This window comes from Azonexus sp., from assembly GCF_041909095.1.
Taxonomy (GTDB): Bacteria; Pseudomonadota; Gammaproteobacteria; order Burkholderiales; family Rhodocyclaceae; genus Azonexus.
Genome location: NZ_JAYREB010000005.1, coordinates 85,452 through 109,546 on the forward strand (window position 1 = coordinate 85,452; position 24,095 = coordinate 109,546).

A 24,095-nucleotide genomic window follows, 5' to 3' on the forward strand; every position below is an offset into this window, starting at 1 on the left:
TCCTGGTTTTTGCTACTGCGGACGCAATACGGCCATGCGCTTCAAATTCCACGCGAGGCAAACCAGCGTCCATTCACCCGTGACTTTCGTGAGGCCGCGCAGGGAGAACTGACGAAAGCCCAGCTCGGACTTGATGATGCCGAACACGGGTTCGACGGTTTGCTTGCGCAGTGCATAGAGTGCTCGGCCGGCCTTGGTCTTCATTTTGTGCGCCATGGCTTGGGCAGGCGTTGCATCGGCCGGCAAGGCGACCGGTTCGGTAAAGCGTTCCAGCGGCGCCGGGTGGTGTTCATCCCGTTTCACCGCAATGAACGGGTCGATGCCGTGTGCCTCGCAGGCTTCGATATTCCTGACACTATAAAAACCCGTATCTGCCACGAGTGCCTTCGGCTCACCCAGAGAGGCAGGCAGCGTTGCCAACTGCTCAAGCATCGGCACCACCTGTTCCTTGTCGTTGCAGGCTTGCGTGGCATCCAGTGCAACAACCAGCATGCTGTCCGTGTCGACCGCCGCCTGGGCGTTGTACGCTTGCTCAAAGCCACCGCCTGGCACCGGCATGATCCGCGATTGTTCATCCTTCAAATTAAGCTGGTCTTGCGCCTCGGGTCCTGCCACCGGCGGTTTCGGCGGCTTGCCACCAGGCTTCTTGCCGCTTTCCTTGGTCTTCTGTTCGCGTCGCGCCAGCTTGGCCTCGTACTCAGCTTGCTCTTTCTCGAAGCGGGCTTTGGCGCGCTCTTCAATCTTGGCTTTGGCTGTGGCCATGGCCGCCAGTCGTGCCTGGCGGCGGGCGATTTCTTCGGGCAGATTCATGCCATCTGGCACGGCGGATTGGTCAGCCTGTTCGGCCTGCGCCAGCAAGGATTCGACTTCCGCTTTGAGCTGGATTTCAAGCTGCTCGATGTGCCCGTGCGACAGCGCACTATGGCGCAAGGCATTCGCCTTGATCTTGGTGCCGGCCAGACTCACCGTGCCCAGCTTCAACAGTTTCATTTCCCGCGCCATCTCCAGCACTTGCACGAACAGCCCGGCCAACTCGTCGAGAAAGCGCCGGCGAAAGCTCGCCAGCGTGTCATGGTCAGGGTGCGTGCCGGCCGCTATGAAGCGAAAGGCCACCGAGTCATAGGTCGCCCGCTCAATCTTTCGACTTGAGAAAACGCCGTTGGCGTAGCCATAGACCAGCAAGGACAACAACACCGAGGGGTGATACGCCGTGCTACCCCGTCCAGCGTAGGCTTTCTCCAAGGCGCTGATATCGAGACCATCAACCACCTCGACAACAAACCGGGCAAGGTGGTCTTCCGGCAGCCATTCATCAACAGAGGGCGGGAGTAGATAACCAATCTGACGGTCAACAGGATGGAAGCGACTCATTTCTTGGGCGGGTGTCGGTGGGTAGGCCGTCATTATCCCATCAGGGCAGGGTTAGTCCGACAGGCTGCTAGGCGAGTGCGGAGACCCTGCAAAAAGCGGCGAGGCTACCTTGGCTACCTTGAACTATTCATGCAACATCTTCCTCATCGGTCACGTTCAGCGCGAAATCGCGGTCACGCTTCGGCGAAATCACCGGTCACGATGGCGTGAAATACGCAGTTCGCTTTCACAAACCCCGCCTTCACCCTTCAGACACGCCTTCACAAGCTTGCCCTTGCCTTCGGCTAGTGGTTATTCTTATCGCATGCAACAAGATCGGTACTCCCACTGGGGACTTACACCCCGTTACATCGCGCCCATGCTGGGCGCACACCCTTCGTTCGAGCGAACTGCCGAGAAGCTGCGCTTCTCGGTACTCTCGCTTCGCTCGGCAGCCCCTCAACTCAAACGTTATCACCCAAAAGTGCAATGGGTAACAAAAAGGTGACATATGGATGATTTAGAAACTGCTGTTAACGAGGTGTCGATGCTAGTAAAGCAGGCATCATTGTTCCTGAGAGATTCAATTAAGACTTTTGGAGAAGATAAAAATCCATCAACGAATGTAGATATCCTAATAAGTGATTTTCTTAGCGATTCATTGAGGCGCGTTGTCGATGTCGATGTGCTTAGTGAAGAGTCTGCATCAAGCTTTAATTGGACGAGCGAGCGCATTTGGTTGATTGATCCGATTGATGGAACCATGAACTTTATAGCGGGCGCTCCTGATGTTGCTATTTCAGTAGCATTGGTTGATAAAAATTTTAATGCAGTTCTTTCCGTAATATATCTACCTTTTTATGATGAGGTTTATACAGCAATTAAGAATCGAGGAGCATATTTAAATGAAAAACCAATCAATCATGAACATCCAAAATTAGATATCGTCGCGTATGGGTTACCTGCTGATGCATCAGTTAGGCTGGATCAAATCGCCAAAGCAATCACTATTTTAATTCGGAATGGGTATATTCTCAGACAGTCCGGTTCAGCAGCACTAGATATATGCCGTGTTGCTAAATGCACATGGAAAGCGTTCTTTGAAGACGGCTTGTACGTGTGGGATGTGGCTGCTGCAAATCTAATCGCTTTAGAAAGTGGATGCAGTACTTTCATTGCATTGTCAGGGGATAGCTATCAATGCAACTATATCTCATGCAATACGGAAACCTTGCTCGACGAAATGAAAAGACTTTTGGGATAAATAATCATGGATATTCTATCTATAATAATCGGTTTAATTGGCCTAATTCCATTAGCTTACCTTTCTTATAGTTATCTATTGGATTATTTTCCCACGAGAAAATTTCTGGCTTTCGATAAATCCTCGAACCTTGATGTAATAATAACAACCTCCTCTGTTTCTACCTCTCCAAAAGGAGCCAAGGTCCAAAGAGCAACTACAGGGATAGGGCAGGTACAAGGAGTTTCCCATTTATCAAAATTTATAGGGAAATTTTATAAGAATAAGGCTATTTACGTTCATTTGGGGAGGGGATTGGCGCTTAGACCTGTTGGTGATTTGGTTCTCTTGGGAGGGCCGTCAAAGAATGATTACAGTGAGCGTTTTTTGCAAAAATTTGCGCATAACAACCCTGACCTTCAGTTGGAAGTCAATGATAATGATGCAAAGATCAAAATAAAAGGCAACACATACGATACTTCAGTTTTAAGTATTCAGAAAGGACTTCCTGCCAAGGATGTGTGTTTGGTGATTTGCTGGAAAAACCCATTCTCTCCAGTTACAAGCTCAACTCGATCTGTGTATTGCGCGGGCTTAACATCATATGGAACAAGTGGTGCGGCATTATGGCTGTTTAACGATATTTTAACTGCGAAGGGTAGGTTCGAAGAACTAAGAAAGAAAGTTGGGATTAAATCACCTAATTTTTTAGCAGTGCTGAGTGCTGACATCGTAAATGGGGGAGTAGCCGCCGTGGAGTTGTTGGATGTGTACAAGATATAGAGATAATCGGGTAGCCAGGGGATTTCTCTTCCCAATCCTCGTGACTTAGCAGTTTGGCATACTTCGGCGCCGACATGACCCGCTTGCGCTATAATTTGTAACGTAACCAATTGATATTTATAGGCTAAATGTGACGGCCTAAATATGTCAACACACTTTCCCGGCTCGCCGCTTTCATTCAGAGCCCCGCTTTTCTTGAAACCGCCCGCCGTAGCCCTCGGCATTTCACTCGCCAACGCGATCTGACCTTTCCTTGCCTGATCGCCTTCCTGCTCTCCGGCGTCCGGGGCGCCGTGCAGGTTGAACTGGACGCCTTCTTTGCCTTGCTGGGCAGGCGAACCCGGTTGTGCCGCAAGGTTTCTGCCAGCGCTTTCTCGAAGGCGCGCAGCCGCCTTTCTGCCAATGTATTCGAGCCGCTCAATGCGGAATTGCTGCGCCTGGTCGATGACTGCATTCTCGCGCAGCCACTCTGGCAAGGCTTGCGAGTCCTGGCCGCCGACGCTTCCAAAGTTCGCCTGACCTTGCTCGACCAGGAGGGCAAGCGCAGTATTCGCGAGGCCACCTTGTTCGGCTTGTTTCGCCCAGGCATCGAGTTGTTCGATTCGCTGATCCTGCACAGCGCTCTGGTCGGCGAACGGCAGATGCTGTTCGAGCGCCTGGACCGCTTGGGCAGCCAGGACATGCTGGTGCTGGATCGGGGTTATCCAGGCGCCTGGCTGGTAGCGGCCTTGCTCCATCGAGGCATTCCGTTTTGCATGCGCTGCGATTCTTCGTCGACTTTTGCGACCGTCACCCAGTTCATGCGCTCCGGCCAGGCCGAAGCCGTGGTGACACTGCCGCCGCCACATCGCCAGGATGCCATCGATTATGAGTGTCCCCGCCAGGCATCGACCATGCGCTTGATCCGCCAGGTGACGCCGGCCGGCAAAGTACGCGTACTCATGACTTCCCTGCTCGATACCGGAGCCTATCCCGCGGCGGTTTTCAGCGATCTTTACCACCGCCGCTGGCGTATCGAGGAGGCCTTCAAGCGTCTCAAGCATCGTCTCAATCTTGAGCACACCTCCGGTCTGACCTGGCTGGCCGCCTATCTGGCCACCGAACAACGCCTGCCAACGGGATCGCCCTGCATACCGTTCTACACAACTCATGTGGCATCGTAAATTGCCCGCATATGTTCCATTCCCTCGACGAAATCCCGCAAACGTTGCATGCCCAGCCAAAGGGTTTTGACGCCGGGTTCGCCGTCGCCTTTTCTGCCGAGGAAGCCGCCGAGCATGGCGATTTGTCGAACGACTTCGCGCATCGACGGTGCGGTCTTGGGGATGGCCTTCTTTGCCAGAATGTAAGCGCCTTTCCACTCGGTTTCGGTGAAGAGCGCGCTGGCCTCCAGGTCGGGATGGATTCGCCCCAGCTTGACCAGACGGGCCAACCGCCAGGAAACCACCAGATAGACGGCCAATGCCAGTTCCAGCTTGGCAACGCTGCCCAGTTGCAATGCTTCCACCCGGCAACCGTTCTTGAGCACATGGAAGAAGGTCTCAATCTCCCAGCGGCAGCGATACCAGTCAATCAACTCGACTATGGCGGTATGGCTTTCAACCGTCAGGTTGGTCAGCAAACGCCACTCCAACGGCTTGCAACCCGCCGGGGCGCCGATCTCTCTGGCGATCAGACAGGTGACCGACAATTGACCACCCCGACCATCCGGCAGACTGATTGGGCGCGCCCAAAGCTGTTGCCGTACTTCCCGCGCCGCTTGCCCCTGGCGCGCTGCCATCATGAACTCGACCTCGCCCAAAGGCGCATCGGCAAGCACGCTTGCCCACAATTTGCCGCCGTCCGGCAAACTACGGTTGTGTTGCGAGCGGATCAGCCAGTCTGCCGGCGTACCCAATTGGTGCGCACACTGCATCAATTCAAGAATGTCGGCTTCGCGGTCGGCGACATAGACGAGGCGATTGCCGGACATTTCCTGGGCCGTCTCGGCAACACGTTGATAGCCTTCGATCCAGCGTCGGCTTTCGAGAATGCCGGGGCGTTGGCCGTCTTCTCCCTTGGCTTCGCGAGCCCACATCCAGGCATCTGTCACGCCGAGTGGTTCGCGACCCGGCGTCACCACATACGTCGCGTGCAGGTATATGCCGCGCTGCACTTCGTGGGAGAGAGGCCCAAGGCCTACCATCTCTTGCCCATTGAAATCCAGCTCCGTCGTGTCTTGCAGGCACAGGAGCACCGGATGCTGGCGCATTCGGGCTTCGCTACATGCCATATGCGGCGCCAGCATATCCTGCCAGCCGAGCGCCCGTTTCTGCTCGCTCGACTGCTCGAAAAATCGGTACGCTGCCTGCGTTTCCGACCAATCACCACACGCCCCAGGAATGCTCGCCGTCGGCTTGTCAGCAAACCATGTCGCCAGCTTCACCAACCGTTGATTCAGCCGTTCATCTCCCAATGCCGCTCCGGCAAACTCTTCCATCGCCCACGCCTCCATCATCGTCTTTCCATAGAAAAGACAACTCGAAAGCAACGGGTGTACCAGATTGCTGCGCCCAACCGCAAAATCAGCAGGAAAAATCATCGGCTCAGACTATGCAAATTGCGTTGTGTGGAACGGTATGCGCCCTGGCGGGTCAATCGCACCATCGCTTTCAGCCACCTTTGCCGCCTCCTGCCGCGCGTCCTCGCATGCATGTTTCGTATGACCGCCCGCATCGCCGTCGAACTCTTCTGTGAAATCGCCAGCAACCTTCAGAAATTCGTCTCCGGACGAAGCCGGCCTCGACCAATCCGCCCCAAGCCACACAAGTCGCATGCCTACAAGACCGCTCCATGACAAAGGGCTAAGTCACGAGGATGGATCACGACCCCCGACGTGCCGGACGAACACCAGCGTGAAACTCCGCCCGCTTAAGCTGCGAAAATGCAGCGCCTGCATGGCGCCGCTGAATCCCTGGTAGCGATGCGCCTGTCCTTCCGCAGTCACGAAATCGACCTCGCCAATGCCGCTGTTACGACCAACAACCAGTGCCGGCCAGTCGGGTTTGCCGAACGTGCCGACCAGGGTGAACTGTGCTGACTTCTGAGCTTGCAGCAAGGCACGCTGGCTACCGTAGAAGAGCCCACCTCCGGACTGAAGCATCAGCAACACACCGAGCAGCACCAGTAGTGCCAGCCCCAGCACCAGCAGGCGCCGCCGTCCGGTACTGCCAAACAGGGTGATCAGCATTCCGGCTCAGAGGGCAGGCCGCGCGCATGGGCAATCCGCTCTGACCGCAACATATCCGTATCGTCCATGATCTCTCCCAGCGCCATCGTCCGACCGATTCTAGTGTAAGAAACCCGCCCCCCAGCACGACCAATCTCCAACTCAAGGAGACGTCATCATGCTCGAAACCCTTTCCCCCGCCGTTCTCGGCCTCGCCCTGCTGGCGGGCAGCCTGACCACGCTGTCGCCCTGCGTTTTTCCCGTGTTGCCGCTGGTGGTTGGCGGGGCGGTGCAGCAGAACCGGTTGGCACCGGTGGCGATGGGCGTTGGCATGGCGCTGTCGTTTGCGCTGATCGGGGTGCTGCTCGGCGCGCTCGGGCCGGCGTTGGGGATTGATGGCGACCATGTGCGGACTTTCGGCGGCTGGCTGTTGCTGGTTTTTGGTCTGGTCATGCTGGTGCCGGCGCTCAATGCGCGCTTCACCGAATGGATGCTGCCCATCGCCAGCCAGGCCAACGCCGCGTCGGCGCGGCTGAATGGCAGTTCGCTGAGCGGCGCTTTTCTGCTTGGCGGCGTGCTCGGGCTGGTCTGGAGTCCCTATTCCGGGCCGCTGCTCGGCGCCGCGTTGAGTCTGGTGGCGGCAGAAGGCGGGGCGCTACGTGGCGGCGTCGTACTCGGGCTGTTCGGCATCGGCGCGGCGGTGCCGCTGGTTGGTGTCGCCTACGCTTCGCGCGCCGGTTTCGGCCGCGCCCGGGGCTGGGTGATGCAACACATCGGCCGCATCAAGACCCTGTTCGGCATCCTGTTGCTGCTCACTGGCATCGCCATCCTGAGCGGCGCCGACAAGTGGCTGGAAGCGCGGATTGTTGAACATCTGCCGGATTCCTGGGTCCGACTCACCACGCTTTTCTGAAATCATCTGTAAGAAACCCGGCCCCGGCGCCGACGAATCAACAGGCAGGCTTTCTGCCCTCACCCCCACCTCAACGGAGATCATCATGAAAAAGCAAACCCTCACCTCGCTGGCCATCGGTTCCGCCTTTGCCGCCGTCGCCCTGACCCCGGTTGCCCACGCCGCCGCCGACAACCCCTTCGCCGCCAAGCAGCTGTCGGCCGGCTACCAGCTGGCGCAGGCCGACACCAAAGGCAAGGACGGCAAATGCGGCGAAGCGAAATGCGGTGCCGACAAGAAGGCGGCTGAAAAGAAGAAGGACGGCAAGTGTGGCGAAGGCAAGTGCGGTGCCGAGAAGAAGGCTGCCGACAAGAAGAAGGACGGCAAGTGCGGCGAAGGCAAGTGCGGCGCTGCCAAGTAAGCCCAGACGGTCCGGGCCGGTGCCTTGCGCCGGCCCATTTTCAAGGAATTCCCCATGCCACAATCCCTGATTCCCCGCCAGACGGTCCCGGCGCTCGATGTGCCGCGGCTTTCCGGCAAGCGCCTCGCGCTTGCTGCCGGTGAGGCGCCGACCTTCACGCTGCTGGTTTTTTACCGCGGTTATCACTGCCCGCTGTGCCGGGCTTACCTGACCGAACTAAACCGCCTGCACGACGAATTCACCGCCCGTGGCGTGGTCGTCAAGGTGCTGTCGTCGGATAGCGAGGAACGCGCCCGTCGCGCCGCCGACGAATGGTCGCTCGACAAGCTCGACCTCGGCTACGGCCTGAACGAGGCCGATGCCCGCGCCTGGGGCCTGTACATTTCCACCAGCCGCGGCCTGACGTCGGCCGGCGTCGAGGAACCGGCGCGCTTTTCCGAGCCCGGCATCTTCCTGATCCGCCCCGATCTCACCCTGTACTGGGCCAACGTGCAGACCATGCCCTTCGCCCGGCCGCACTTCAAGGACCTGCTCGGCGCCATCGACTTCGTCGTCGCCAAGGATTACCCGGCGCGCGGAGAAGCCTGATGCACGCCCGTCCGCCGCATGGCGCCGGCCTCGGTTTCCGGCGCGAACTGATCGCCCCGCTGCAGGCCGGCGTGCCGGCAGTCATCGATTTCTTCGAGCTGGCGCCGGAAAACTGGGCCGGCATGGGCGGGCGCTCGGCGCGCCAACTGCGCGAATTCACCGAGCGCTACCCCTTCGTCTGCCACGGCCTGTCGCTGTCGCTGGGTGGCAGCGGGCCGCTCGACACGGCGCTGCTCTACCGCATCCGCGATTTCATGCGCGAACACGGGATGACGCTGTACACCGAACACCTCTCCTGGTGCGCCGACGACCGCCAACTCTACGACCTGCTGCCGATCCCGCAGACCGAGGCCGCCGTGCGCTGGACCGCCGAACGCATCCTGCGCGCCCAGGACATCCTCGGCCGGCAGATCGGCATCGAGAACGCCTCGACCTACGTCGAGCCGCCCGGCGCCGAGATGAACGCCGCCGAATTCATCAGCGCCGTGGCCGAGGCCGCCGACTGCCTGCTCCACCTCGACGTGAACAACATTTACGTCAACAGCCGCAACTTCGGTTTCGACGCGCACGAATTCCTCGCCGCGCTGCCGCTGGCGCGCACCTGCTACGTCCATGTCGCCGGCCACTACGTCGAGCCGGACGGGCTGATCATCGACACCCACGGCGCGCCGGTGATCGACCCGGTGTGGGCGCTGCTCGCCGACGCCTACGCGCGCATCGGCGGCGAAGTGCCGACCTGCCTCGAACGCGACTTCAATTTCCCCGATCTGGCGGCCCTGACTACGGAAATCGACACCATCGCCCGCCTGCAGGCCGCGGCAAAGCAGCGCAAGGCGGCCTGAACATGACATTCCAGAACTTCCAGCAAGCCTTCGCCCGCCACCTGCGCGACCCGCAACGCGCGCCGCGCCCGGCCGGCGTGCCGGCGCGCGGCATGGCCGTGTACCAGGAACTGGTCGGCAACAACCTGCAGGGCTTTGTCGACAGCGCCTTCCCGGTCTGCCGCACGCTGCTCGGCGAGGCGCGCTGGTTGCGCCTGGGGCGCCGCTTCCGCCGCGACTGGCCGCTGCGCACGCCGTGGTTCCGTGAAATCCCGCGCGAATTCATGCGTTTCCTGGCCGACACGCCCGGCCTGCGCCTGCCGCGCTGGCTGCCGGAGCTGGCGCATTACGAATGGGTCGAGCTCGCTGCCGACATCGCCGACGCGCCGATCCCGGCGCACGACCCGGGCGGCGACCTGCGCCACGGCACGGTCGTCCTCAACCCGGTGCTGTTCAACCTCGCCTACGCCTGGCCGGTACACCGCATCGGCCCCGACTGGCGCCCGCGCAAGGCGCAGGCAACACAGTTGCTGGTCTATCGCGACGCCGACGACATCGTCCGCTTCAGCGAAACCAACCCGGTCACCGCCCGCCTGCTCGCCCTGCTTGCCGAAACCCCACAGAGCGGCGAGGCGGCCTGTCGCCGGCTGGCTGCCGAACTGCAGCACGCCGACCCCGACCGGCTGGTCGATTTCGGCGTCGAGCTGCTGGCCGAACTAAGCCGCCAGGGCGTCGTCCTCGGCAGCGCCTAGGTAGCTGCGCGCGTAGCGCCGGCCCAGGCTGGTCAGGATTTCGTAGCCGATGGTGCCGGCCCGGCCGGCAATGGCGTCGACACCATTGACCGGGTCGGCCAGGTCGACGTAATCGCCTTCGCCGAGCCGGCCTTCGGGCAGCTCGGTGATGTCGACGATCAGCGTATCCATCGAGATGTTGCCGACCAGCGGCAGCGCCACGCCATCGCAGCGGGCGACGCCGCGATTGCTCAGGCTGCGCAGGTAGCCGTCGGCATAGCCGACCGCCAGCGTCGCCAGGCGCGAGTCGCGGCCCGCCGTCCAGGTATGCGAGTAACCGACTGCCGTACCGGCGGCGATCCGCCGTATCTGCAGCACCTTGCCCTGCAGGCGGACCACCGGGCGCAGCGGGTTGGCCTGGCCGGCCACCGGCGCCACGCCGTAGAGCGCGGCGCCGGGGCGGACGAGGTCGAAATGGTAGTCGGCGCCGAGAAAGATCCCCGACGAATTGGCCAGGCTGGCCTTGACCCCGGGCAGGCGCGCCAGCGCCGCGCGGAAGTCGGCGAGCTGGCGGCGGTTGATCGGCGTCGCCGGGTCTTCGGCGCTGACCAGGTGGCTCATCAGGCAGCGCAATTCAATGCCGGCCAGGCCGTCGGCGCTGGCCAGCAGTTGCGCGAATTCGCCGGCGTCCAGGCCGAGCCTGGCCATCCCGGTGTCGATCTGAAGGATCGCCGGCAGCGGCCGACCGAGCCGGCCGGCCAGCGCCCGCCAGGCGGCGACCTGGGGCAGGCTGTTGAGCACCGGCTGCAGGCCGTGGCGGACGAACTCGGCCTCGCTGCCCGGATGCGCGCCGTGCAGCACCGACAGCGTCGCGTCGGCCGGCAGCAAGGGGCGCAGCACGATGCCCTCGTTGAGGTGGGCGACGAAGAACTGGCGGCAACCGGCGCGGTATAGCGCCGGCGCCACCTGCGCCGCGCCCAGGCCGTAGGCGTCGGCCTTGACCACGGCGCCGCAGTCGCCGCTGGCCAGGCGGCCGCGCAGGTGGCGCCAGTTGTCGCAGAGGGCGTCAAGGTCGATGCTCAGGCGGGCGCCGTAGGCGGCAAAAGCCTCGCCGCTCATGCCTTGCTCCGCGCCGCGGCCAGCGCCGCCTGCCGGTTGCGCTCGTGCTTGGCCCAGTATTCCTGGCTCAGGCGGACGACGACCGGCGCCAGCAGCAGCAGCGACACCAGGTTGGGCAGTGCCATGAAGGCGTTCAGGGTGTCGGCGACCAGCCACACGAAGTCGAGCTGGGTGACCGCGCCGACCAGGACGAAGACCGTCCACAACACGCGGTAAGGCACTTCGACCGCGGTGCCGACCAGGTATTCCCAGCACTTTTCGCCGTAGTAGGCCCAGCCGAGGATGGTGGTGAAGGCAAAGACGGTGATGGCGATGGCCAGGAACTGCCCGCCAAACCCCTGGAAAGCCGCGTCAAAGCCGGCGGCACTAAGCGCCGCGCCCTTCAGGCCGCTGTTCCAGACGCCGGTGACGATCAACACCAGGCCGGTCATCGTGCACACGATGATGGTGTCGATGAAGGTGCCCATCATGCCGATCAGGCCGGATTCGACCGGGTTCTTCGTCTGCCCTGCCGCCTGGGCGATGCCGGCGGTGCCGAGACCGGCTTCGTTGGAGAAGATGCCGCGGGCGACGCCGTAGCGGATCGCCATCATCACCGCCGCGCCGGCAAAACCGCCGGTGGCGGCCACCGGGTTGAAGGCGCTGTCGACGATCAGCATCAGCGCAGCCGGAATCTGTTCGGCGTAGAGGCCGAGCACGATCAGCGAGGCGACGATGTAGCCGACGCACATGAAGGGCACCAGCTTTTCCGCCACGGCGCCGATGCGCTTGACGCCGCCAAGCAGGACGAAACCGGTGCAGGCCGCCATGATCACGCCGGACACCCAGGGATTGACGCCGAAAGCGCTATCGAGCGCACCGGCGATGCTGTTCGACTGGACCATGTTGCCGATGCCGAAGCCGGCCAGCCCGCCGAAGATGGCGAAGGCGGTACCGAGCCAGCGCCAGTGCCGGCCGAGGCCGTTCTTGATCGCGTACATCGGCCCGCCCACCTGCTCGCCACGGTCGTCGGTCTCGCGGTAATGCACGGCGAGCACGACTTCGGCGTACTTGGTGGCCATCCCGACCAGCGCCGTCATCCACATCCAGAACATCGCCCCCGGCCCGCCGACGGCAATCGCCGTCGCCACGCCGGCGATGTTGCCGGTACCGACGGTGGCCGCCAGCGCCGTCATCAGCGCCGCGTAAGGGGTGATCTCACCGGGCGCGCCGGGTACTGCCTTGCGCCCGCGCCAGACCATGGCGAAGCCGGCGACGATCTTGGTGATCGGCATGAACTTCAGGCGCAGCTGCAGGTAGAGGCCGGTGCCAAGAATGGCAACCAGCATCGGCGGCCCCCAGACCAGGTCGTTGATGGCGGTGATGAATCCGGTCATTGTCTCCATGTTTTTTCTTTCTCTGTCAGGGTTGGGAAATCAGGCGTAGCGGGCGACGCCGAGGTCGTCCACGTCGATGTCGGGGGTTTTGCCGGAAAGCAGGTCGGCGACGACTCGGCCGGTGCCGGTCGCCATCGTCCAGCCGAGCGTGCCGTGGCCGGTGCTCAGGGTCAGGTTGGGGTAGCGGGTCTTGCCGATGATCGGCGTGCCGTCCGGGGTCATCGGGCGCAGGCCGGTCCAGAATTCGGCACGGGCGACGTCGCCGCCCTGCGGGAAGAGATCGCTGACGACGAACTCCAGCGTCTGGCGCCGCCCTTCGTCCAGATTCAGGTCGAAGCCCGAGAGCTGGGCCGTGCCGCCGACGCGGATACGATCGCCAAGGCGGGTGACGGCGACCTTGTGCGTCTCGTCCATGATCGTCGACTCGGGCGCCATCTCCGGGTTGGTGATCGGCACCGTGATCGAGAAGCCCTTGACCGGATAGACCGGAATGTCGATGCCCAGCGGCTTCAGCATCTGCGTCGAATAGCTGCCCAGGGCGAGCACGTAGTGATCGGCCTGGACCTTGCCCTGGTCGGTGTTGACGGCGGTGATCTGCCGGCCGTCGTGCTCGATGCCGGTGATGCTGCTGCCGAAACGGAAATTGACGCCCAGCCCTTCGGCCATTTTTGCCAGGTTCTGGGTGAACTTGAAGCAATCGCCGGTTTCGTCGCCGGGCAGGCGCAGGGCGCCGACGAACTTGTCCTTGACCGGCGCCAGCGCCGGCTCGTAGTCGAGATAGCCGGCGCGGTCGAGCACCTGGAAGGGAACGCCGTACTCCTTGAGGATGGCGACGTCCTTGTCGATGCCGTCGAGCTGCTTCTGGGTGCGGAACAACTGCAGCGTGCCCTGGCTGCGCTCGTCGTAGCTGATGCCGGTTTCGGCGCGCAACTGCTTGAGGCAGTCGCGGCTGTATTCGGCGACGCGCACCATGCGGCTCTTGTTCACCCGGTAGGCCGCTTCCGTGCAGTTGCGCAGCATGGCCAGCCCCCAGCGCCACATCGCCGGGTCGAGCATGGGTTTGATCACCAGCGGGCTGTGGTGCATCAGCATCCACTTGATCGCCTTCAACGGCACGCCGGGGCCGGCCCAGGGGGCCGAGTAGCCGGGCGAGACTTCGCCAGCGTTGGCAAAACTGGTTTCCATCGCCGCTGCCGGCTGACGATCGAGCACCGTCACCTGGTGGCCGGCGCGGGCCAGGTAGTAGGCGATGCTGGTGCCGATGACGCCACTGCCAAGAACGAGGACATGCATGGTGAGACTCCTTGAAGAAAGCTGCTGTCTTGATGCAAGGCGTATAGCGATTCCCGTGCCAGGATTTTTATTCGTTTAAAAACAAGTATTTGCACGCAACCCCGACGACCAGGACAGCGACCGCTGTAAACATTTCGTTCCACCTCACCCAGGAAATCGCCGGCAAAAAGAAATTTTTCTTTTGAGTTCATGGCCTTGCGCGATATGTATCGTTTTTGTTACGGTGTAATGAATTCACTACAGAGCAGCAGCATGCGCATCGATGTCTTCTTCGCCGACCGTGTCGGCATCGCCCAGGAAGTCCTCGCCGAACTGGCCCGGCGCAGCCTCAACGTGACCGCCGTCGAGGTCGATCCACCGCACATCTACATCGAGGCGCCGGCGCTCGATCAGGCCGGGCTGGAGACCTTGCGCGGGCAACTGATGGCGGTCAGCGGCGTGCGCAGCGTCGAGCCGCTGGGCATGCTGCCGGGGGCGCAGCGCCGCCTCTACCTCGACACCCTGCTCGCCTCGCAGCCCGACCCGATCTTCGCCATCGACGCTGGCGGCCGCATCGCCCTCGCCAACAACGCGGCCAGCATCGCCTGCGGTATCGACGAAGCCAGCCTGATCGGCAGCCCGATCCAGGACCTGATCGGCAACCCGGAACTGCTCAAGGCCCTGATCGACGGTGGCTATCACCTGCCGGTCTGCGAAATCGTCATCAACCGCGAGCCCTACATGCTGGAAACCACGCCGCTGCACGAGAGCGGCGGCCACGTCGCCGGTGCGGTGCTGACCCTGCACGCGCCCAGCCGCATGGGCGAGCGGATGAGCGCCCTGCAGAACTTCAATGCCGGCGGCTTCGACGCGATCCTCGGCAGTTCGCCGGAAATCCTCCAGCTCAAGCAGCGCGCGGCGCGCATGGCGGTGGTCGATGCGCCGCTGCTGATCACCGGCGAAACCGGCACCGGCAAGGAACTGCTCGCCCACGCCTGCCACGCTGGCAGCCCCCGGCGCGGCCAGCCCTTCTTCGCGCTCAACTGCGCGGCGCTGCCGGAGAGCCTGGCCGAAAGCGAACTCTTCGGCTATGCCGCCGGCGCCTTCACCGGCGCGCTGCGCGGCGGCAAGCCCGGGCTGCTCGAACTGGCCGACGGCGGCACCGTCTTCCTCGACGAAATTGGCGAAATGTCGCCCTACCTGCAGGCCAAGCTGCTGCGCTTCCTCAACGACGGCAGCTTCCGCCGCGTCGGCGGCGACCACGAGCTGCGCATGAACGTGCGCATCATCAGCGCCACCCATCGCTCGCTCGACGCCATGGTCGCCAGCGGCCACTTCCGCCAGGACCTGCTGTTCCGTCTCAACGTGCTCAACCTGCACGTGCCGCCGCTGCGCGAACGCCCCGGCGACATCCTGCCGCTGGCCCAGTTCTTCCTCGGCCGCGCCTGCGCCCAGGCGGCGCGGCCGCCGATGCGGCTGGCCCAGGCGGCGTGCGCGGCGATGCTGGCCAACCCGTGGATCGGCAACGTCCGCCAGTTGCAGAACGTGATTTTCCGGGCGGTGACAATGACCGAAGGCAGCGTCATCAAGGCCGGCGACCTCGAACTGGCGCAGGAAGCGACCCCGGCCCTGCCCGGCGAGAGCGGCGATTTCGCCAGCCTGGAAGCGGCCGTCGCCGACTTCGAAAAGAACCTGCTGCAGCGCCTGTACCGCGAATTCCCGTCCAGCCGCCGCCTGGCCCAACGCCTGAACACCTCGCACACCGCCATCGCCAAGCGCCTGCGCCGCTACGGCATTTCATGAAAAAGCAGGGGCGACTGTAAGTTTTTTGCCGGCGGCGCCGACCAAAGGAAAACCCTTCCGGAGTCGACGCATGTACAAAGCCCTGATCCCCCCCATCCACCGCCTGTTCGACGGGCTCGACCTGATCGGCCTGTGGATCGGCCTGCTGACCCTGCGCATCGTGCTCGGCTGGGAATACTTCGAAGCCGGCCAGGCCAAGTTCCTCGGCGAAAACTGGTTCGCCGACATCCAGGACCGTTTCCCCTTCCCCTTCAACCTCGTGCCGCCCGAACTGAGCTGGCAGATGGCCACCTGGTTCGAGCTGATCGGCGGCATCGCGCTGGTCCTCGGCCTGGCCACGCGCTTCTTCTCGCTGTCGCTGATCGTCCTTACCGTCGTCGCCATCCTCAGCGTGCACTGGCCCGATAGCTGGCAGACGCTGGGCGAGCTGCTGCAGGGCTACGCAATCAGTGACGACGGCCATGGCAACTACAAACTGCCGGCGATCTTCCTCGCCATGCTGTTGCCGCTCCTCCTGCTCGGCCCCGGCCGCCTGTCGCTCGACCACTGGCTGCGCCGCCGCCTCGATCGCAGCGCCTGAAGCATCGCCCTTCGAAGCCCGGTCAGGGTCGCTGGAATCCGCTTCTTGCATTTATTGAGACGACCGGTCTAAAATGCAGCGCATGGATACCCCAGCGCCCCTTACCCGCAAACGCGGCCGCCCGCCAAAGCGGCCCGAAGAAAGCTTCGAAACGCGCGAACTGCTGCTGCGCGCCGGGCTGGAGGTGCTTACCGAAAAGGGGTTTGCGGCAACCGGAATCGACGAAGTGCTGAAACGGGTCGGCGTACCGAAGGGCTCCTTCTATCACTATTTCGACAGCAAGGAAGCTTTCGGGGCGGCGCTGATCGAGCGTTACGCGAGCTACTTTGCCCGCAAGCTGGAGCGCCACTTCAGGGACTCATCAATGACGCCGCTTGAGCGCATCACAGCCTTCGTCGACGACGCGCAAGCCGGCATGGCGCGGCACGATTTCCGCCGTGGCTGTCTGATCGGCAATCTCGGTCAGGAGATGGCGGCCTTGCCGGAGAGCTACCGTGGCCGTCTCAGCGCCGTGTTTGACGACTGGGAGCAGCGCCTGGCCCGTTGCCTGGAAGCCGCGCAAAAACTCGGCCAGATTCCCGGCACGGTCGATTGCGCGCAACAAGCGAGCTTCTTCTGGATCGGCTGGGAAGGCGCGGTCTTGCGCGCGAAACTCGAACGTAGCGCCAAACCGCTCGAAATTTTTGCAAATGGTTTTTTCGCCGGGCTGCAGCGGCCCTGATTTTTTTGACCTTTTATAGACGATCGGTCTAATTTACCAAGGAGACGAACATGTTCAAAGGCATTCTGATCGAGAAGGATGACGCCGGCTATCGCGCCAATCTCAAGGAGATCGACGAAGCGCAGTTGCCCGAGGGCGATGTCACCGTCCGCGTCAGTCACTCGACGCTCAACTACAAGGACGGGCTGGCCATTACCGGCAAGGGGCCGGTGGTTCGACGCTTCCCGATGGTGCCGGGCATTGATCTGGTTGGCACCGTTGAATCGAGCACCCACGCCGACTATCAGCCGGGCGACAGCGTGCTGCTCAACGGCTGGGGCGTCGGCGAAGGGCACTGGGGCGGGCTGGCCCAGAAGGCGCGGCTCAAGGGCGACTGGCTGGTGCCGCTGCCCAAGCAGTTTTCCCCGCTGCAGGCCATGGCGATCGGTACCGCCGGCTACACCGCCATGCTGTGCGTGCTGGCACTGGAGCGCCACGGGGTGAAGCCGGAGCACGGGGAAATCGTCGTTTCCGGCGCCGCCGGCGGTGTCGGCAGCGTGGCAATCGCCGTCCTGGCCAGGCTCGGTTATACGGTGGTCGCGGTCAGCGGCCGCAGCGAGGAAGCCGATTACCTCAAACGCCTGGGCGCCAGCGAAGTGCTCAATCGGGCGGACTTCTCGTCGCCGGGCAAGCCGCTGGGCAAGGAGCGCTGGGCCGGTGCGGTCGATGTCGTCGGCAGCCACACCCTGGCCAACATCTGCGCCACCACCAAGTATCGCGGCGTGGTGACGGCATGCGGGCTGGCCGGCGGGATGGATTTCCCGGCAACAGTGGCGCCGTTCATCTTGCGCGGCGTGACGCTGGCCGGCATCGACAGCGTGATGTGCCCGCGCCCGGATCGCCTTGAGGCCTGGCGTCGTCTGGGCACCGACCTCGACATCTCCAAGCTGGAGATGATCGGCACCGAGATTGCGCTGGGCGAGGCGATTCCCCACGCCTTCAAACTCATCAACGGCGAGATTCGCGGTCGGGTGATCGTCGACGTCAATCGCTGACCAGGCACCACCGGCCGCCACCAGCGGCCGGTCCGAGTGTTACGGTCATTCGCTCTGCAAAGTGTAAGAAATCCCCGGGTGGCTCCGACCAATCATCACCATCCCCCAACCGGAGTCCATCATGAAAATCATCCGCCTGCTCGCCGCCCTCGCCTTCACCGCTGTCGCCGGGATTGCCCAGGCGCTCGACATTGCCCCCTGGACGGCGGCCGACTTCGCCCAGCAACAGGCCGCCGGCAAAGCGGTCGCGCTGCACTTTCACGCCGACTGGTGTCCGACCTGCAAGGCACAGGAAAAGGTCTTCAACGGCTGGCGTGGCGATGCCGCCGTTCCCGGTCGCCTGCTCGTGGTGGACTACGACAACGCCCGCGAGCTGCGCCGTCAGTTCGGCGTGCGCACGCAATCGACGCTGATCGTCTTCAAGGGCGACAAGGAAGTGGCGCGCCTGGCCGGCGATACCGACCCGGCCAAGCTGCGCAGCGCGCTGGAAGCCGCCCGCTGAGCTAACATCGGGCTATTCCGGCCCACGCCCTGGAGGCTGCCATCGCCACTTCCGCCATCATCGACAACGCTTTCGTCGAGCAGGTCCGCCGCGACATGCTGGCCTTCGCCCAACTCCAGCTGCGCGACGCTGCGCTCGCCGAAGACGCCGTCCAGGACGCGCTGACCGCCGCCCTCACCGGCGGCCAGGACTTCGCCGGCCGCTCGGCGCTGAAGACCTGGGTCTTCGGCATCCTGCGGCACAAGATCGTCGACCTGATCCGCCAGCAGTCGCGGACGACGCCAATCTCCGCCTTCGGCGACGACGAGGACAGCATGGATCAGGCCTTCGACCGCCTGTTCAAGGACAACGCCCACTGGCAACCGGCGCACCGCCCCGCCGCCTGGGGCGACCCGGAAGCCTCGCTGCGCGACAAGCATTTCTGGGCCGTCTTCGACGCCTGCCTGACCCATCTGCCGAAAAACACCGCGCGCGTCTTCATGATGCGCGAATTCCTCGAACTCGATACCGGCGAGGTCTGCACCGCCGCCGGCATCAGCACCAGCAACTGCCACGTCATCCTCCACCGCGCCCGCAGCGCCCTGCGCGGCTGCCTTGAGAAAAGCTGGTTCCTCGCCGGAGAACGCCCATGTTGAGCTGTAAGGACGCCACCCGCCGCATGTCGGAAGCCCAGGACCGCGAGCTCGGCCTGTCCGAACGCCTCGAACTCGGCATGCACCTCGCCATGTGCAAGGGCTGCCGCAACTACCAGGAGCAGATGCACGTCCTGCGCGACGCCTGCCGGGGGTATCGGGAGGAACTGACGGGCGGCGGAGCGCAGGAGCCGCCGTCAACAGAGCGCTGAGCCGCCCCCGTCCAGGCCGGGCAAGCCGCCAGTTACCGCGCCGGCCGGCAATCCGCCCGCCGCAGCGTGTAAGCTAGCGGCCTTTGCCAACGCCCGTCCGCCGGCCGGACCACGCCATGCTCGACGACATCAAGAAAACCCTCTGGGCCACCGCCGACAAACTGCGCGCCAACATGGACGCCGCCGAGTACAAGCACCTCGTCCTCGGCCTCATCTTCCTCAAGTACGTCTCCGACACCTTCGCCGCCCGCCGCGCCGAACTGAGCCGCCGCTTCGCCGACGAAGCCGACGAATACTTCCTGCACGATTGCGACGATGAACTGCTCGCCGAAGAGCTCGAAGATCGCGACTACTACCGCGAGGTCAATGTCTTCTGGGTACCGGAAGCCGCCCGCTGGGAGGCCATCCGCGCCGCCGCCAAGCAGACCGACATCGGCAAGCGCATCGACGACGCGCTGGTCCTGATCGAAAACGAGAACGCCGCGCTCAAGAAGGTCGGCCTCGACAAACGCTACGCCCGCGCCGAACTGCCGGACGGCAAGCTCGGCGAACTGGTCGATCTGGTGTCCACCATCGGTTTCGGTGAAGAGGCGAGTGTCGCCCGCGACGTGCTCGGCCAGGTCTATGAATACTTCCTCGGCCAGTTCGCCAGCGCCGAAGGCAAGAAAGGCGGCCAGTTCTACACCCCGGCGTCCATCGTCAAGACCCTGGTTGCCGTGCTGGCGCCGCATCACGGCAAGGTCTACGACCCCTGCTGCGGCTCTGGCGGCATGTTCGTGCAGAGCGAGAAATTCATCGAAGCGCACGGCGGGCGCATCGGCGATGTCTCCATCTACGGCCAGGAATCCAACCCCACCACCTGGCGGCTGGCCGCCATGAACCTCGCCATCCGCGGCCTCGACTTCAACCTCGGCAAGGAACCGGCCGACACCTTCACCCGCAACCAGCATCCCGACCTGCGCGCCGACTACATCCTCGCCAACCCGCCCTTCAACATCAGCGACTGGTGGCACGGCAGCCTGGAAGGCGACCCGCGCTGGGTCTACGGCACGCCGCCGCAAGGCAACGCCAACTACGCCTGGCTGCAGCACATGCTGCACCACCTCAAGGCCAACGGCCGCGCCGGCATAGTGCTGGCCAACGGCTCGATGAGCTCCAGCCAGAACTCCGAGGGCGACATCCGCCGCGCCATGGTCGAGGCCGACGTGGTAGAGGTGATGATCGCCCTGCCCGGCCAGCTCTTCTTCAACACCCAGATCCCCGCCTGCCTGTGGTTCCTGGTCAAGCAGAAACCGACGCGTAAAGGCGAAGTCCTGTTCATCGACGCCCGCAAACTCGGCCGCATGATCAGCCGCGTCCAGGCCGAACTCACCGACGAAGTCATCGCCCGCATCGCCGCCACCGTCGCCACCTGGCGCGGCGAGGCCGGCGGCGAAACCTATGCCGACATCCCCGGCTACTGCCGCAGCGTGCCCCTCGCCGAAATCGCCGAACACGGCCACGTCCTCACCCCGGGCCGCTACGTCGGCGCCGAAGCGGTCGAAGACGACGACGAAGCCTTCGCCGACAAGATGCAGAAACTCACCGAAAAGCTGGGCGAGCAGATGGCGAAAGGCGCGGAACTCGATGCACTGATCCGGCAGAAATTGGGGAGGCTGGGGTATGAGTTTTGACTGGCTGCCATTTACGGAGTTGTTATCGGCAATTGTGGATAACCGGGGAAGAACGTGTCCTGTCGGCGATACCGGCATTCCTCTGATTGCCACGAACTGCATTGACGCTGGTAGCCTCTATCCCCGCTATGACACCACAAGATATGTTTCGGATGAAACCTATAACACCTGGTTTCGGGGTCACCCTAAGCCGGGAGACATTCTGTTTGTTTGCAAGGGCAGTCCTGGTCGCACAAATTGGGTGCCAGACCCCGTAGATTTTTGTATCGCCCAAGACATGGTTTCCGTGCGGGCAAATCCAGAAAAGATTTATCCGAAGTATCTGTTCGCCGCTCTTCGATCTTCTGAAGTGCAAAGTCAAATCGACAATATGCATGTGGGGACCATGATTCCTCACTTCAAAAAAGGGGACTTTGGCAAACTCAATATTCCAGTTCCCTCCCGAAACGTTCAACAGATCATCGGTGACTTCTATTTTTCGCTTTCGGAGCGAATCACCCTCCTGCGCGAAACCAACGCAACCCTCGAAGCCATCGCGCAGGCGCTGTTCAAGTCGTGGTTCGTCGATTTCGACCCCGTCCGCGCCAAACAGGAAGGCCGCGCCCCGGAAGGCATGGACGAAGCCACCGCCGCGCTTTTCCCGGATGCCTTCGAGGAATCGGAACTGGGTTTGGTGCCAAAGGGGTGGCGCTGGGTGGTTCTGGAAGAAGCCTACTGGATCAACCCGCCACGGAAGTTGAAAAAGGGAGCGTCAGCGCCCTACATCGACATGAGCAGTGTGCCGACGCAGGGTCATAGCCCGGAGATACCCACCCTGCGGGAGCATGGCTCCGGCAGCAAATTCCAGAACGGCGACACGCTCCTAGCGAGAATCACGCCTTGCCTCGAAAACGGCAAGTCAGCGTTTGTTGATTGCCTCGACGACGGACAGATTGCCTGGGGCTCGACTGAATTCATCGTGCTCAAGCCAAAACCGCCGCTGCCCGATTACCACGCCTATCTACTGTGCCGCCACCCGGCTTTCCGCGAATACGCCATTCAGAGCATGTCGGGAACAAGCGGGCGACAACGGGTGCAAAACGACGTGCTCGGGCGTTTCATGATTGCGCTGCCCGACACTTCTATTGCCGAGGCCTTTGGCGCTCAGGTTCTGGCGATACAACAGAAAATCGCCGAGAACCACCAGCAAGCCCAAACCCTCGCCACCCTCCGCGACACCCTGCTCCCCCGCCTGATCTCCGGCCAGTTGCGCCTGCCGGAGGCGGAAAGTCTGATTGCGGAGTGCGCTTGATGTTCTCAGACCACAGGACGAATTTATGACCGCCCAAGGCACCCAATATTCCCTGTTTGAATCCGTCGAAACCATTCCTGTCGAGCAATCAGCCCTGGAGCCTGCGGGCAGGCGGTTCAGCGACTACATCGTTTATGTGGACGAGAGCGGCGACCATTCCCTGGCCAGCATTGACCGCGACTATCCCGTATTCGTGCTGGCGCTGTGCGTTTTCCACAAGCGGCACTATGCCGAAAAGATCGTTCCTGCCGTGCAAAAGCTGAAATTCAACTACTTTGGCCACGATAGCGTGGTCCTGCACGAGAACGAAATCCGCAAGCAGAAGGGGGACTTTGCCTTTCTGAGCCATCAGCCGACGCGCGAGGAATTCATGGATCGCCTGTCGTTGGTGATGGACGCCAGTAACTTCATCCTCATTTCCTGCGTGGTCGACAAGGTTCGCCTGAACCGCAGTGAAGGCGCCAGTTCAAATCCCTACCATCTCGCGCTCGGCGTCTGCCTTGAGGCTCTGCGCGAGTTTCTTGCCGAGAAGAAACAGGATGAATTCAAGACGCACGTGCTGGTGGAGTGCCGTGGCAAGAAGGAGGATGCCGAGCTTGAACTGGAGTTTCGCCGTATCTGCGACGGTGACAATCCCGGCAACCGGATGCTGCCCTTCGATGTTGTTTTTGCCGACAAGAAAACCAACTTGGCCGGGCTGCAACTGGCCGACCTGGTCGCCCGCCCCGTGGGCATCAACTACATCCGTCCGCAACAGGACAACAAGGCGTTCGAGATACTGAAAAAGAAATTTTTCTGCGATGGGGGGAGAAACAACGTGGGATGCGGCTATGAGAATGTGGGCTTGATGATTTGCCCGCCCAGAAAAGCGAAAGGCCCCGGTGAACCCACCGAGGCCATAGCGCCGACCGGGAACCCCCAATCCACTTAAGCGTCGATTTTAAAGGAAAAAAATTAGGCTTGCTTAACAAATTGTGGGAAGAACAGGCCTGGTGGGGCGCTGGCCAGTTGCGCCTGCCGGAGGCCGAGGTGGTGGTGGCTGCGGCGTCCTAGCCTTTTCGGCCAGGGCCGTGGCCGTTGGCGCGACAAGGAGTCACATTCAAGCATTCTTTCATCGGGTGACAATGTATTAAAGATTGCTTTAATATCATCGGCATCTTTTAAAGAATCCTTGCACATCATGCGCCGAACCGGGAATTACGTGATCTCCACGACGTTGGGCGAAGCGGTTCAGGCCTTCATTCCGCGCCGATGTCGTGAAGGCGCTGTACCCGGCACAGGAAACCTTGCAGCGCGAAATCAATCCGGCGATCTATAGCGCGCAGGAAGTTGCCAGGCACATTGCTGCGGGTGAGCCTTTCATCCGCGAGCTTCTCGCCAAGCCCAAATTATTCGTGATCGGAACCGAGCATGACCTTGGAAAACTTGCTGGCGATTCACAAGCTGCAGCGCTTTGAGGCGAGCGCGGTTGGCGTGCAACGCCTGCTGGCGGCGGCGCACGATGTGGTGATCGTGCTGGACGCCATGCGCAAGCAGGCAGCGTTGCTGCTTGACCGTACACAGGACTGGTCGCGCAGGAATCGCCTGGATTTGGTGGCTCGCCCGGTTGGCTTGTCGGTTATTCGCCCGGAGCAAGCGAATCGCGCCTTCGAGCTCCTGAAAGGCAAGCTGGCAACAGTGGGCGGACATGCTGCCGGCTGGGGCCTGAAGGTGTTTCCATGAACCAGAAAAACAAAAGCCCCCGACTACCGCCGGAGGCCCTTGCCGACCGAGAACCCCCAGTCCCTGTTGCACATTCTATGCGGCAACGCATAGGGCGGCAAGCCAAATGTGAGTGCAAGCC

At 62.2% G+C, this 24,095-nt stretch carries 26 protein-coding genes; 20 read left to right on the top strand and 6 right to left on the bottom strand.

Going from position 1 to position 24,095, the window contains the following annotated elements; translation table 11 throughout:
- Positions 1 to 12: 12 nt before the first annotated feature.
- Positions 13 to 1,371 carry an IS1182 family transposase gene (locus tag ACE3OV_RS11295; protein WP_374327441.1) on the bottom strand — a complete coding sequence of 453 codons (1,359 nt, stop codon included), beginning with the start codon at positions 1,369 to 1,371 and terminating at the stop codon, positions 13 to 15.
- A 490-nt stretch (positions 1,372 to 1,861) separates the two neighbouring features.
- Here ACE3OV_RS11295 and ACE3OV_RS11300 point away from each other — a divergent pair, with 490 nt between their 5' ends.
- The 3 genes from ACE3OV_RS11300 to ACE3OV_RS11310 all read left to right on the top strand — a co-directional run bounded on the left by ACE3OV_RS11300 (position 1,862) and on the right by ACE3OV_RS11310 (position 4,539).
- On the top strand, positions 1,862 to 2,614 hold the full coding sequence (locus ACE3OV_RS11300) for an inositol monophosphatase family protein (protein WP_374327215.1): 753 nt from the start codon (positions 1,862 to 1,864) through the stop codon (positions 2,612 to 2,614).
- Between the two features lie 6 nt (positions 2,615 to 2,620).
- Positions 2,621 to 3,376: a hypothetical protein gene (locus ACE3OV_RS11305; RefSeq protein WP_374327216.1), complete on the top strand. Its 756-nt coding sequence runs from the start codon at positions 2,621 to 2,623 to the stop codon at positions 3,374 to 3,376.
- Between the two features lie 176 nt (positions 3,377 to 3,552).
- Entirely contained in the window at positions 3,553 to 4,539 is a 987-nt protein-coding gene (locus ACE3OV_RS11310; RefSeq protein WP_374327443.1) for an IS4 family transposase, read from the top strand.
- Here the strand turns inward: ACE3OV_RS11310 and ACE3OV_RS11315 are convergent.
- Entirely contained in the window at positions 4,524 to 5,957 is a 1,434-nt protein-coding gene (locus ACE3OV_RS11315) for an IS4 family transposase (RefSeq protein ID WP_374327218.1), read from the bottom strand. The genes ACE3OV_RS11310 and ACE3OV_RS11315 overlap by 16 nt on opposite strands.
- A 267-nt stretch (positions 5,958 to 6,224) precedes the next feature.
- Positions 6,225 to 6,605, bottom strand: coding sequence for a hypothetical protein (locus ACE3OV_RS11320; protein ID WP_374327219.1), 381 nt, complete (start codon positions 6,603 to 6,605; stop codon positions 6,225 to 6,227).
- A 157-nt stretch (positions 6,606 to 6,762) separates the two neighbouring features.
- Here ACE3OV_RS11320 and ACE3OV_RS11325 point away from each other — a divergent pair, with 157 nt between their 5' ends.
- The 5 genes from ACE3OV_RS11325 (at position 6,763) to ACE3OV_RS11345 (ending at position 10,058) form a co-directional block, all read left to right on the top strand.
- Positions 6,763 to 7,497 (top strand): cytochrome c biogenesis CcdA family protein, encoded by a 735-nt coding sequence (locus ACE3OV_RS11325; RefSeq protein WP_374327221.1) that lies wholly within the window; start codon positions 6,763 to 6,765, stop codon positions 7,495 to 7,497.
- Positions 7,498 to 7,582: 85 nt separating this feature from the next.
- A complete protein-coding gene (locus ACE3OV_RS11330) occupies positions 7,583 to 7,897 on the top strand; it encodes a hypothetical protein (RefSeq protein WP_374327222.1) in 315 nt (104 codons plus the stop codon).
- 54 nt (positions 7,898 to 7,951) lie between these two features.
- Positions 7,952 to 8,485: a peroxiredoxin-like family protein gene (locus ACE3OV_RS11335; protein ID WP_374327224.1), complete on the top strand. Its 534-nt coding sequence runs from the start codon at positions 7,952 to 7,954 to the stop codon at positions 8,483 to 8,485.
- Positions 8,485 to 9,327 (top strand): DUF692 domain-containing protein, encoded by an 843-nt coding sequence (locus ACE3OV_RS11340; protein WP_374327225.1) that lies wholly within the window; start codon positions 8,485 to 8,487, stop codon positions 9,325 to 9,327. The genes ACE3OV_RS11335 and ACE3OV_RS11340 overlap by 1 nt, the downstream gene beginning before the upstream one ends.
- 2 nt (positions 9,328 to 9,329) lie before the next feature.
- Positions 9,330 to 10,058: a DUF2063 domain-containing protein gene (locus tag ACE3OV_RS11345; RefSeq protein ID WP_374327226.1), complete on the top strand. Its 729-nt coding sequence runs from the start codon at positions 9,330 to 9,332 to the stop codon at positions 10,056 to 10,058.
- Here ACE3OV_RS11345 and alr read toward each other — a convergent pair.
- From alr to ACE3OV_RS11360, 3 genes are read right to left on the bottom strand one after another with little or no spacing between them, the layout of a single operon-like run.
- Positions 10,023 to 11,156, bottom strand: a complete 1,134-nt coding sequence (gene alr / locus ACE3OV_RS11350) for an alanine racemase (RefSeq protein ID WP_374327227.1) — start codon at positions 11,154 to 11,156, stop codon at positions 10,023 to 10,025. The genes ACE3OV_RS11345 and alr overlap by 36 nt on opposite strands.
- Entirely contained in the window at positions 11,153 to 12,541 is a 1,389-nt protein-coding gene (locus ACE3OV_RS11355; RefSeq protein ID WP_374327229.1) for an alanine/glycine:cation symporter family protein, read from the bottom strand. Before ACE3OV_RS11355 ends, alr begins: the two co-directional genes overlap by 4 nt.
- 30 nt (positions 12,542 to 12,571) lie before the next feature.
- A complete protein-coding gene (locus ACE3OV_RS11360) occupies positions 12,572 to 13,870 on the bottom strand; it encodes a D-amino acid dehydrogenase (RefSeq protein ID WP_374327445.1) in 1,299 nt (432 codons plus the stop codon).
- 207 nt (positions 13,871 to 14,077) lie between these two features.
- Between ACE3OV_RS11360 and ACE3OV_RS11365 the strand changes: the two genes are divergently transcribed.
- The 12 genes from ACE3OV_RS11365 to ACE3OV_RS11420 all read left to right on the top strand — a co-directional run bounded on the left by ACE3OV_RS11365 (position 14,078) and on the right by ACE3OV_RS11420 (position 23,974).
- Positions 14,078 to 15,607, top strand: a complete 1,530-nt coding sequence (locus ACE3OV_RS11365; protein WP_374327231.1) for a sigma-54-dependent transcriptional regulator — start codon at positions 14,078 to 14,080, stop codon at positions 15,605 to 15,607.
- Between the two features lie 70 nt (positions 15,608 to 15,677).
- Positions 15,678 to 16,187, top strand: coding sequence for a DoxX family protein (locus ACE3OV_RS11370; protein ID WP_374327233.1), 510 nt, complete (start codon positions 15,678 to 15,680; stop codon positions 16,185 to 16,187).
- A gap of 82 nt (positions 16,188 to 16,269) precedes the next feature.
- A complete protein-coding gene (locus tag ACE3OV_RS11375; RefSeq protein WP_374327234.1) occupies positions 16,270 to 16,908 on the top strand; it encodes a TetR/AcrR family transcriptional regulator in 639 nt (212 codons plus the stop codon).
- 50 nt (positions 16,909 to 16,958) lie between these two features.
- A complete protein-coding gene (locus ACE3OV_RS11380) occupies positions 16,959 to 17,942 on the top strand; it encodes an MDR family oxidoreductase (protein ID WP_374327236.1) in 984 nt (327 codons plus the stop codon).
- A gap of 121 nt (positions 17,943 to 18,063) precedes the next feature.
- On the top strand, positions 18,064 to 18,444 hold the full coding sequence (locus tag ACE3OV_RS11385; protein ID WP_374327237.1) for a thioredoxin family protein: 381 nt from the start codon (positions 18,064 to 18,066) through the stop codon (positions 18,442 to 18,444).
- Between the two features lie 59 nt (positions 18,445 to 18,503).
- Complete coding sequence (locus ACE3OV_RS11390) at positions 18,504 to 19,079, top strand: sigma-70 family RNA polymerase sigma factor (protein WP_374327447.1); 576 nt, start codon at positions 18,504 to 18,506, stop codon at positions 19,077 to 19,079.
- On the top strand, positions 19,073 to 19,288 hold the full coding sequence (locus ACE3OV_RS11395) for a zf-HC2 domain-containing protein (protein ID WP_374327238.1): 216 nt from the start codon (positions 19,073 to 19,075) through the stop codon (positions 19,286 to 19,288). Before ACE3OV_RS11390 ends, ACE3OV_RS11395 begins: the two co-directional genes overlap by 7 nt.
- A gap of 116 nt (positions 19,289 to 19,404) precedes the next feature.
- Positions 19,405 to 20,961 (top strand): type I restriction-modification system subunit M, encoded by a 1,557-nt coding sequence (locus ACE3OV_RS11400; protein WP_374327239.1) that lies wholly within the window; start codon positions 19,405 to 19,407, stop codon positions 20,959 to 20,961.
- Positions 20,951 to 22,252, top strand: a complete 1,302-nt coding sequence (locus tag ACE3OV_RS11405; protein ID WP_374327240.1) for a restriction endonuclease subunit S — start codon at positions 20,951 to 20,953, stop codon at positions 22,250 to 22,252. The genes ACE3OV_RS11400 and ACE3OV_RS11405 overlap by 11 nt, the downstream gene beginning before the upstream one ends.
- Before the next feature lie 25 nt (positions 22,253 to 22,277).
- A complete protein-coding gene (locus tag ACE3OV_RS11410; protein WP_374327241.1) occupies positions 22,278 to 23,183 on the top strand; it encodes a DUF3800 domain-containing protein in 906 nt (301 codons plus the stop codon).
- Positions 23,184 to 23,508: 325 nt separating this feature from the next.
- On the top strand, positions 23,509 to 23,709 hold the full coding sequence (locus ACE3OV_RS11415) for a hypothetical protein (protein ID WP_374327242.1): 201 nt from the start codon (positions 23,509 to 23,511) through the stop codon (positions 23,707 to 23,709).
- A complete protein-coding gene (locus ACE3OV_RS11420) occupies positions 23,663 to 23,974 on the top strand; it encodes a hypothetical protein (protein WP_374327243.1) in 312 nt (103 codons plus the stop codon). The genes ACE3OV_RS11415 and ACE3OV_RS11420 overlap by 47 nt, the downstream gene beginning before the upstream one ends.
- The last annotated feature ends 121 nt before the right edge of the window (positions 23,975 to 24,095 follow it).

Bases quoted from the DNA above. Each gene is read 5' to 3' on its own strand.
- ACE3OV_RS11300 (WP_374327215.1), top strand. From the start codon at position 1,862: ATGGATGATTTAGAAACTGCTGTTAACGAGGTGTCGATGCTAGTAAAG.
- ACE3OV_RS11320 (WP_374327219.1), bottom strand. From the start codon at position 6,605: ATGCTGATCACCCTGTTTGGCAGTACCGGACGGCGGCGCCTGCTGGTG.
- ACE3OV_RS11365 (WP_374327231.1), top strand. From the start codon at position 14,078: ATGCGCATCGATGTCTTCTTCGCCGACCGTGTCGGCATCGCCCAGGAA.
- ACE3OV_RS11355 (WP_374327229.1), bottom strand. From the start codon at position 12,541: ATGGAGACAATGACCGGATTCATCACCGCCATCAACGACCTGGTCTGG.
- ACE3OV_RS11345 (WP_374327226.1), top strand. From the start codon at position 9,330: ATGACATTCCAGAACTTCCAGCAAGCCTTCGCCCGCCACCTGCGCGAC.
- ACE3OV_RS11400 (WP_374327239.1), top strand. From the start codon at position 19,405: ATGCTCGACGACATCAAGAAAACCCTCTGGGCCACCGCCGACAAACTG.
- ACE3OV_RS11325 (WP_374327221.1), top strand. From the start codon at position 6,763: ATGCTCGAAACCCTTTCCCCCGCCGTTCTCGGCCTCGCCCTGCTGGCG.
- ACE3OV_RS11305 (WP_374327216.1), top strand. From the start codon at position 2,621: ATGGATATTCTATCTATAATAATCGGTTTAATTGGCCTAATTCCATTA.
- ACE3OV_RS11335 (WP_374327224.1), top strand. From the start codon at position 7,952: ATGCCACAATCCCTGATTCCCCGCCAGACGGTCCCGGCGCTCGATGTG.
- ACE3OV_RS11385 (WP_374327237.1), top strand. From the start codon at position 18,064: ATGAAAATCATCCGCCTGCTCGCCGCCCTCGCCTTCACCGCTGTCGCC.
- ACE3OV_RS11330 (WP_374327222.1), top strand. From the start codon at position 7,583: ATGAAAAAGCAAACCCTCACCTCGCTGGCCATCGGTTCCGCCTTTGCC.
- alr (WP_374327227.1), bottom strand. From the start codon at position 11,156: ATGAGCGGCGAGGCTTTTGCCGCCTACGGCGCCCGCCTGAGCATCGAC.
- ACE3OV_RS11340 (WP_374327225.1), top strand. From the start codon at position 8,485: ATGCACGCCCGTCCGCCGCATGGCGCCGGCCTCGGTTTCCGGCGCGAA.
- ACE3OV_RS11405 (WP_374327240.1), top strand. From the start codon at position 20,951: ATGAGTTTTGACTGGCTGCCATTTACGGAGTTGTTATCGGCAATTGTG.
- ACE3OV_RS11410 (WP_374327241.1), top strand. From the start codon at position 22,278: ATGACCGCCCAAGGCACCCAATATTCCCTGTTTGAATCCGTCGAAACC.
- ACE3OV_RS11295 (WP_374327441.1), bottom strand. From the start codon at position 1,371: ATGAGTCGCTTCCATCCTGTTGACCGTCAGATTGGTTATCTACTCCCG.
- ACE3OV_RS11420 (WP_374327243.1), top strand. From the start codon at position 23,663: ATGACCTTGGAAAACTTGCTGGCGATTCACAAGCTGCAGCGCTTTGAG.
- ACE3OV_RS11370 (WP_374327233.1), top strand. From the start codon at position 15,678: ATGTACAAAGCCCTGATCCCCCCCATCCACCGCCTGTTCGACGGGCTC.
- ACE3OV_RS11375 (WP_374327234.1), top strand. From the start codon at position 16,270: ATGGATACCCCAGCGCCCCTTACCCGCAAACGCGGCCGCCCGCCAAAG.
- ACE3OV_RS11395 (WP_374327238.1), top strand. From the start codon at position 19,073: ATGTTGAGCTGTAAGGACGCCACCCGCCGCATGTCGGAAGCCCAGGAC.
- ACE3OV_RS11315 (WP_374327218.1), bottom strand. From the start codon at position 5,957: ATGATTTTTCCTGCTGATTTTGCGGTTGGGCGCAGCAATCTGGTACAC.
- ACE3OV_RS11380 (WP_374327236.1), top strand. From the start codon at position 16,959: ATGTTCAAAGGCATTCTGATCGAGAAGGATGACGCCGGCTATCGCGCC.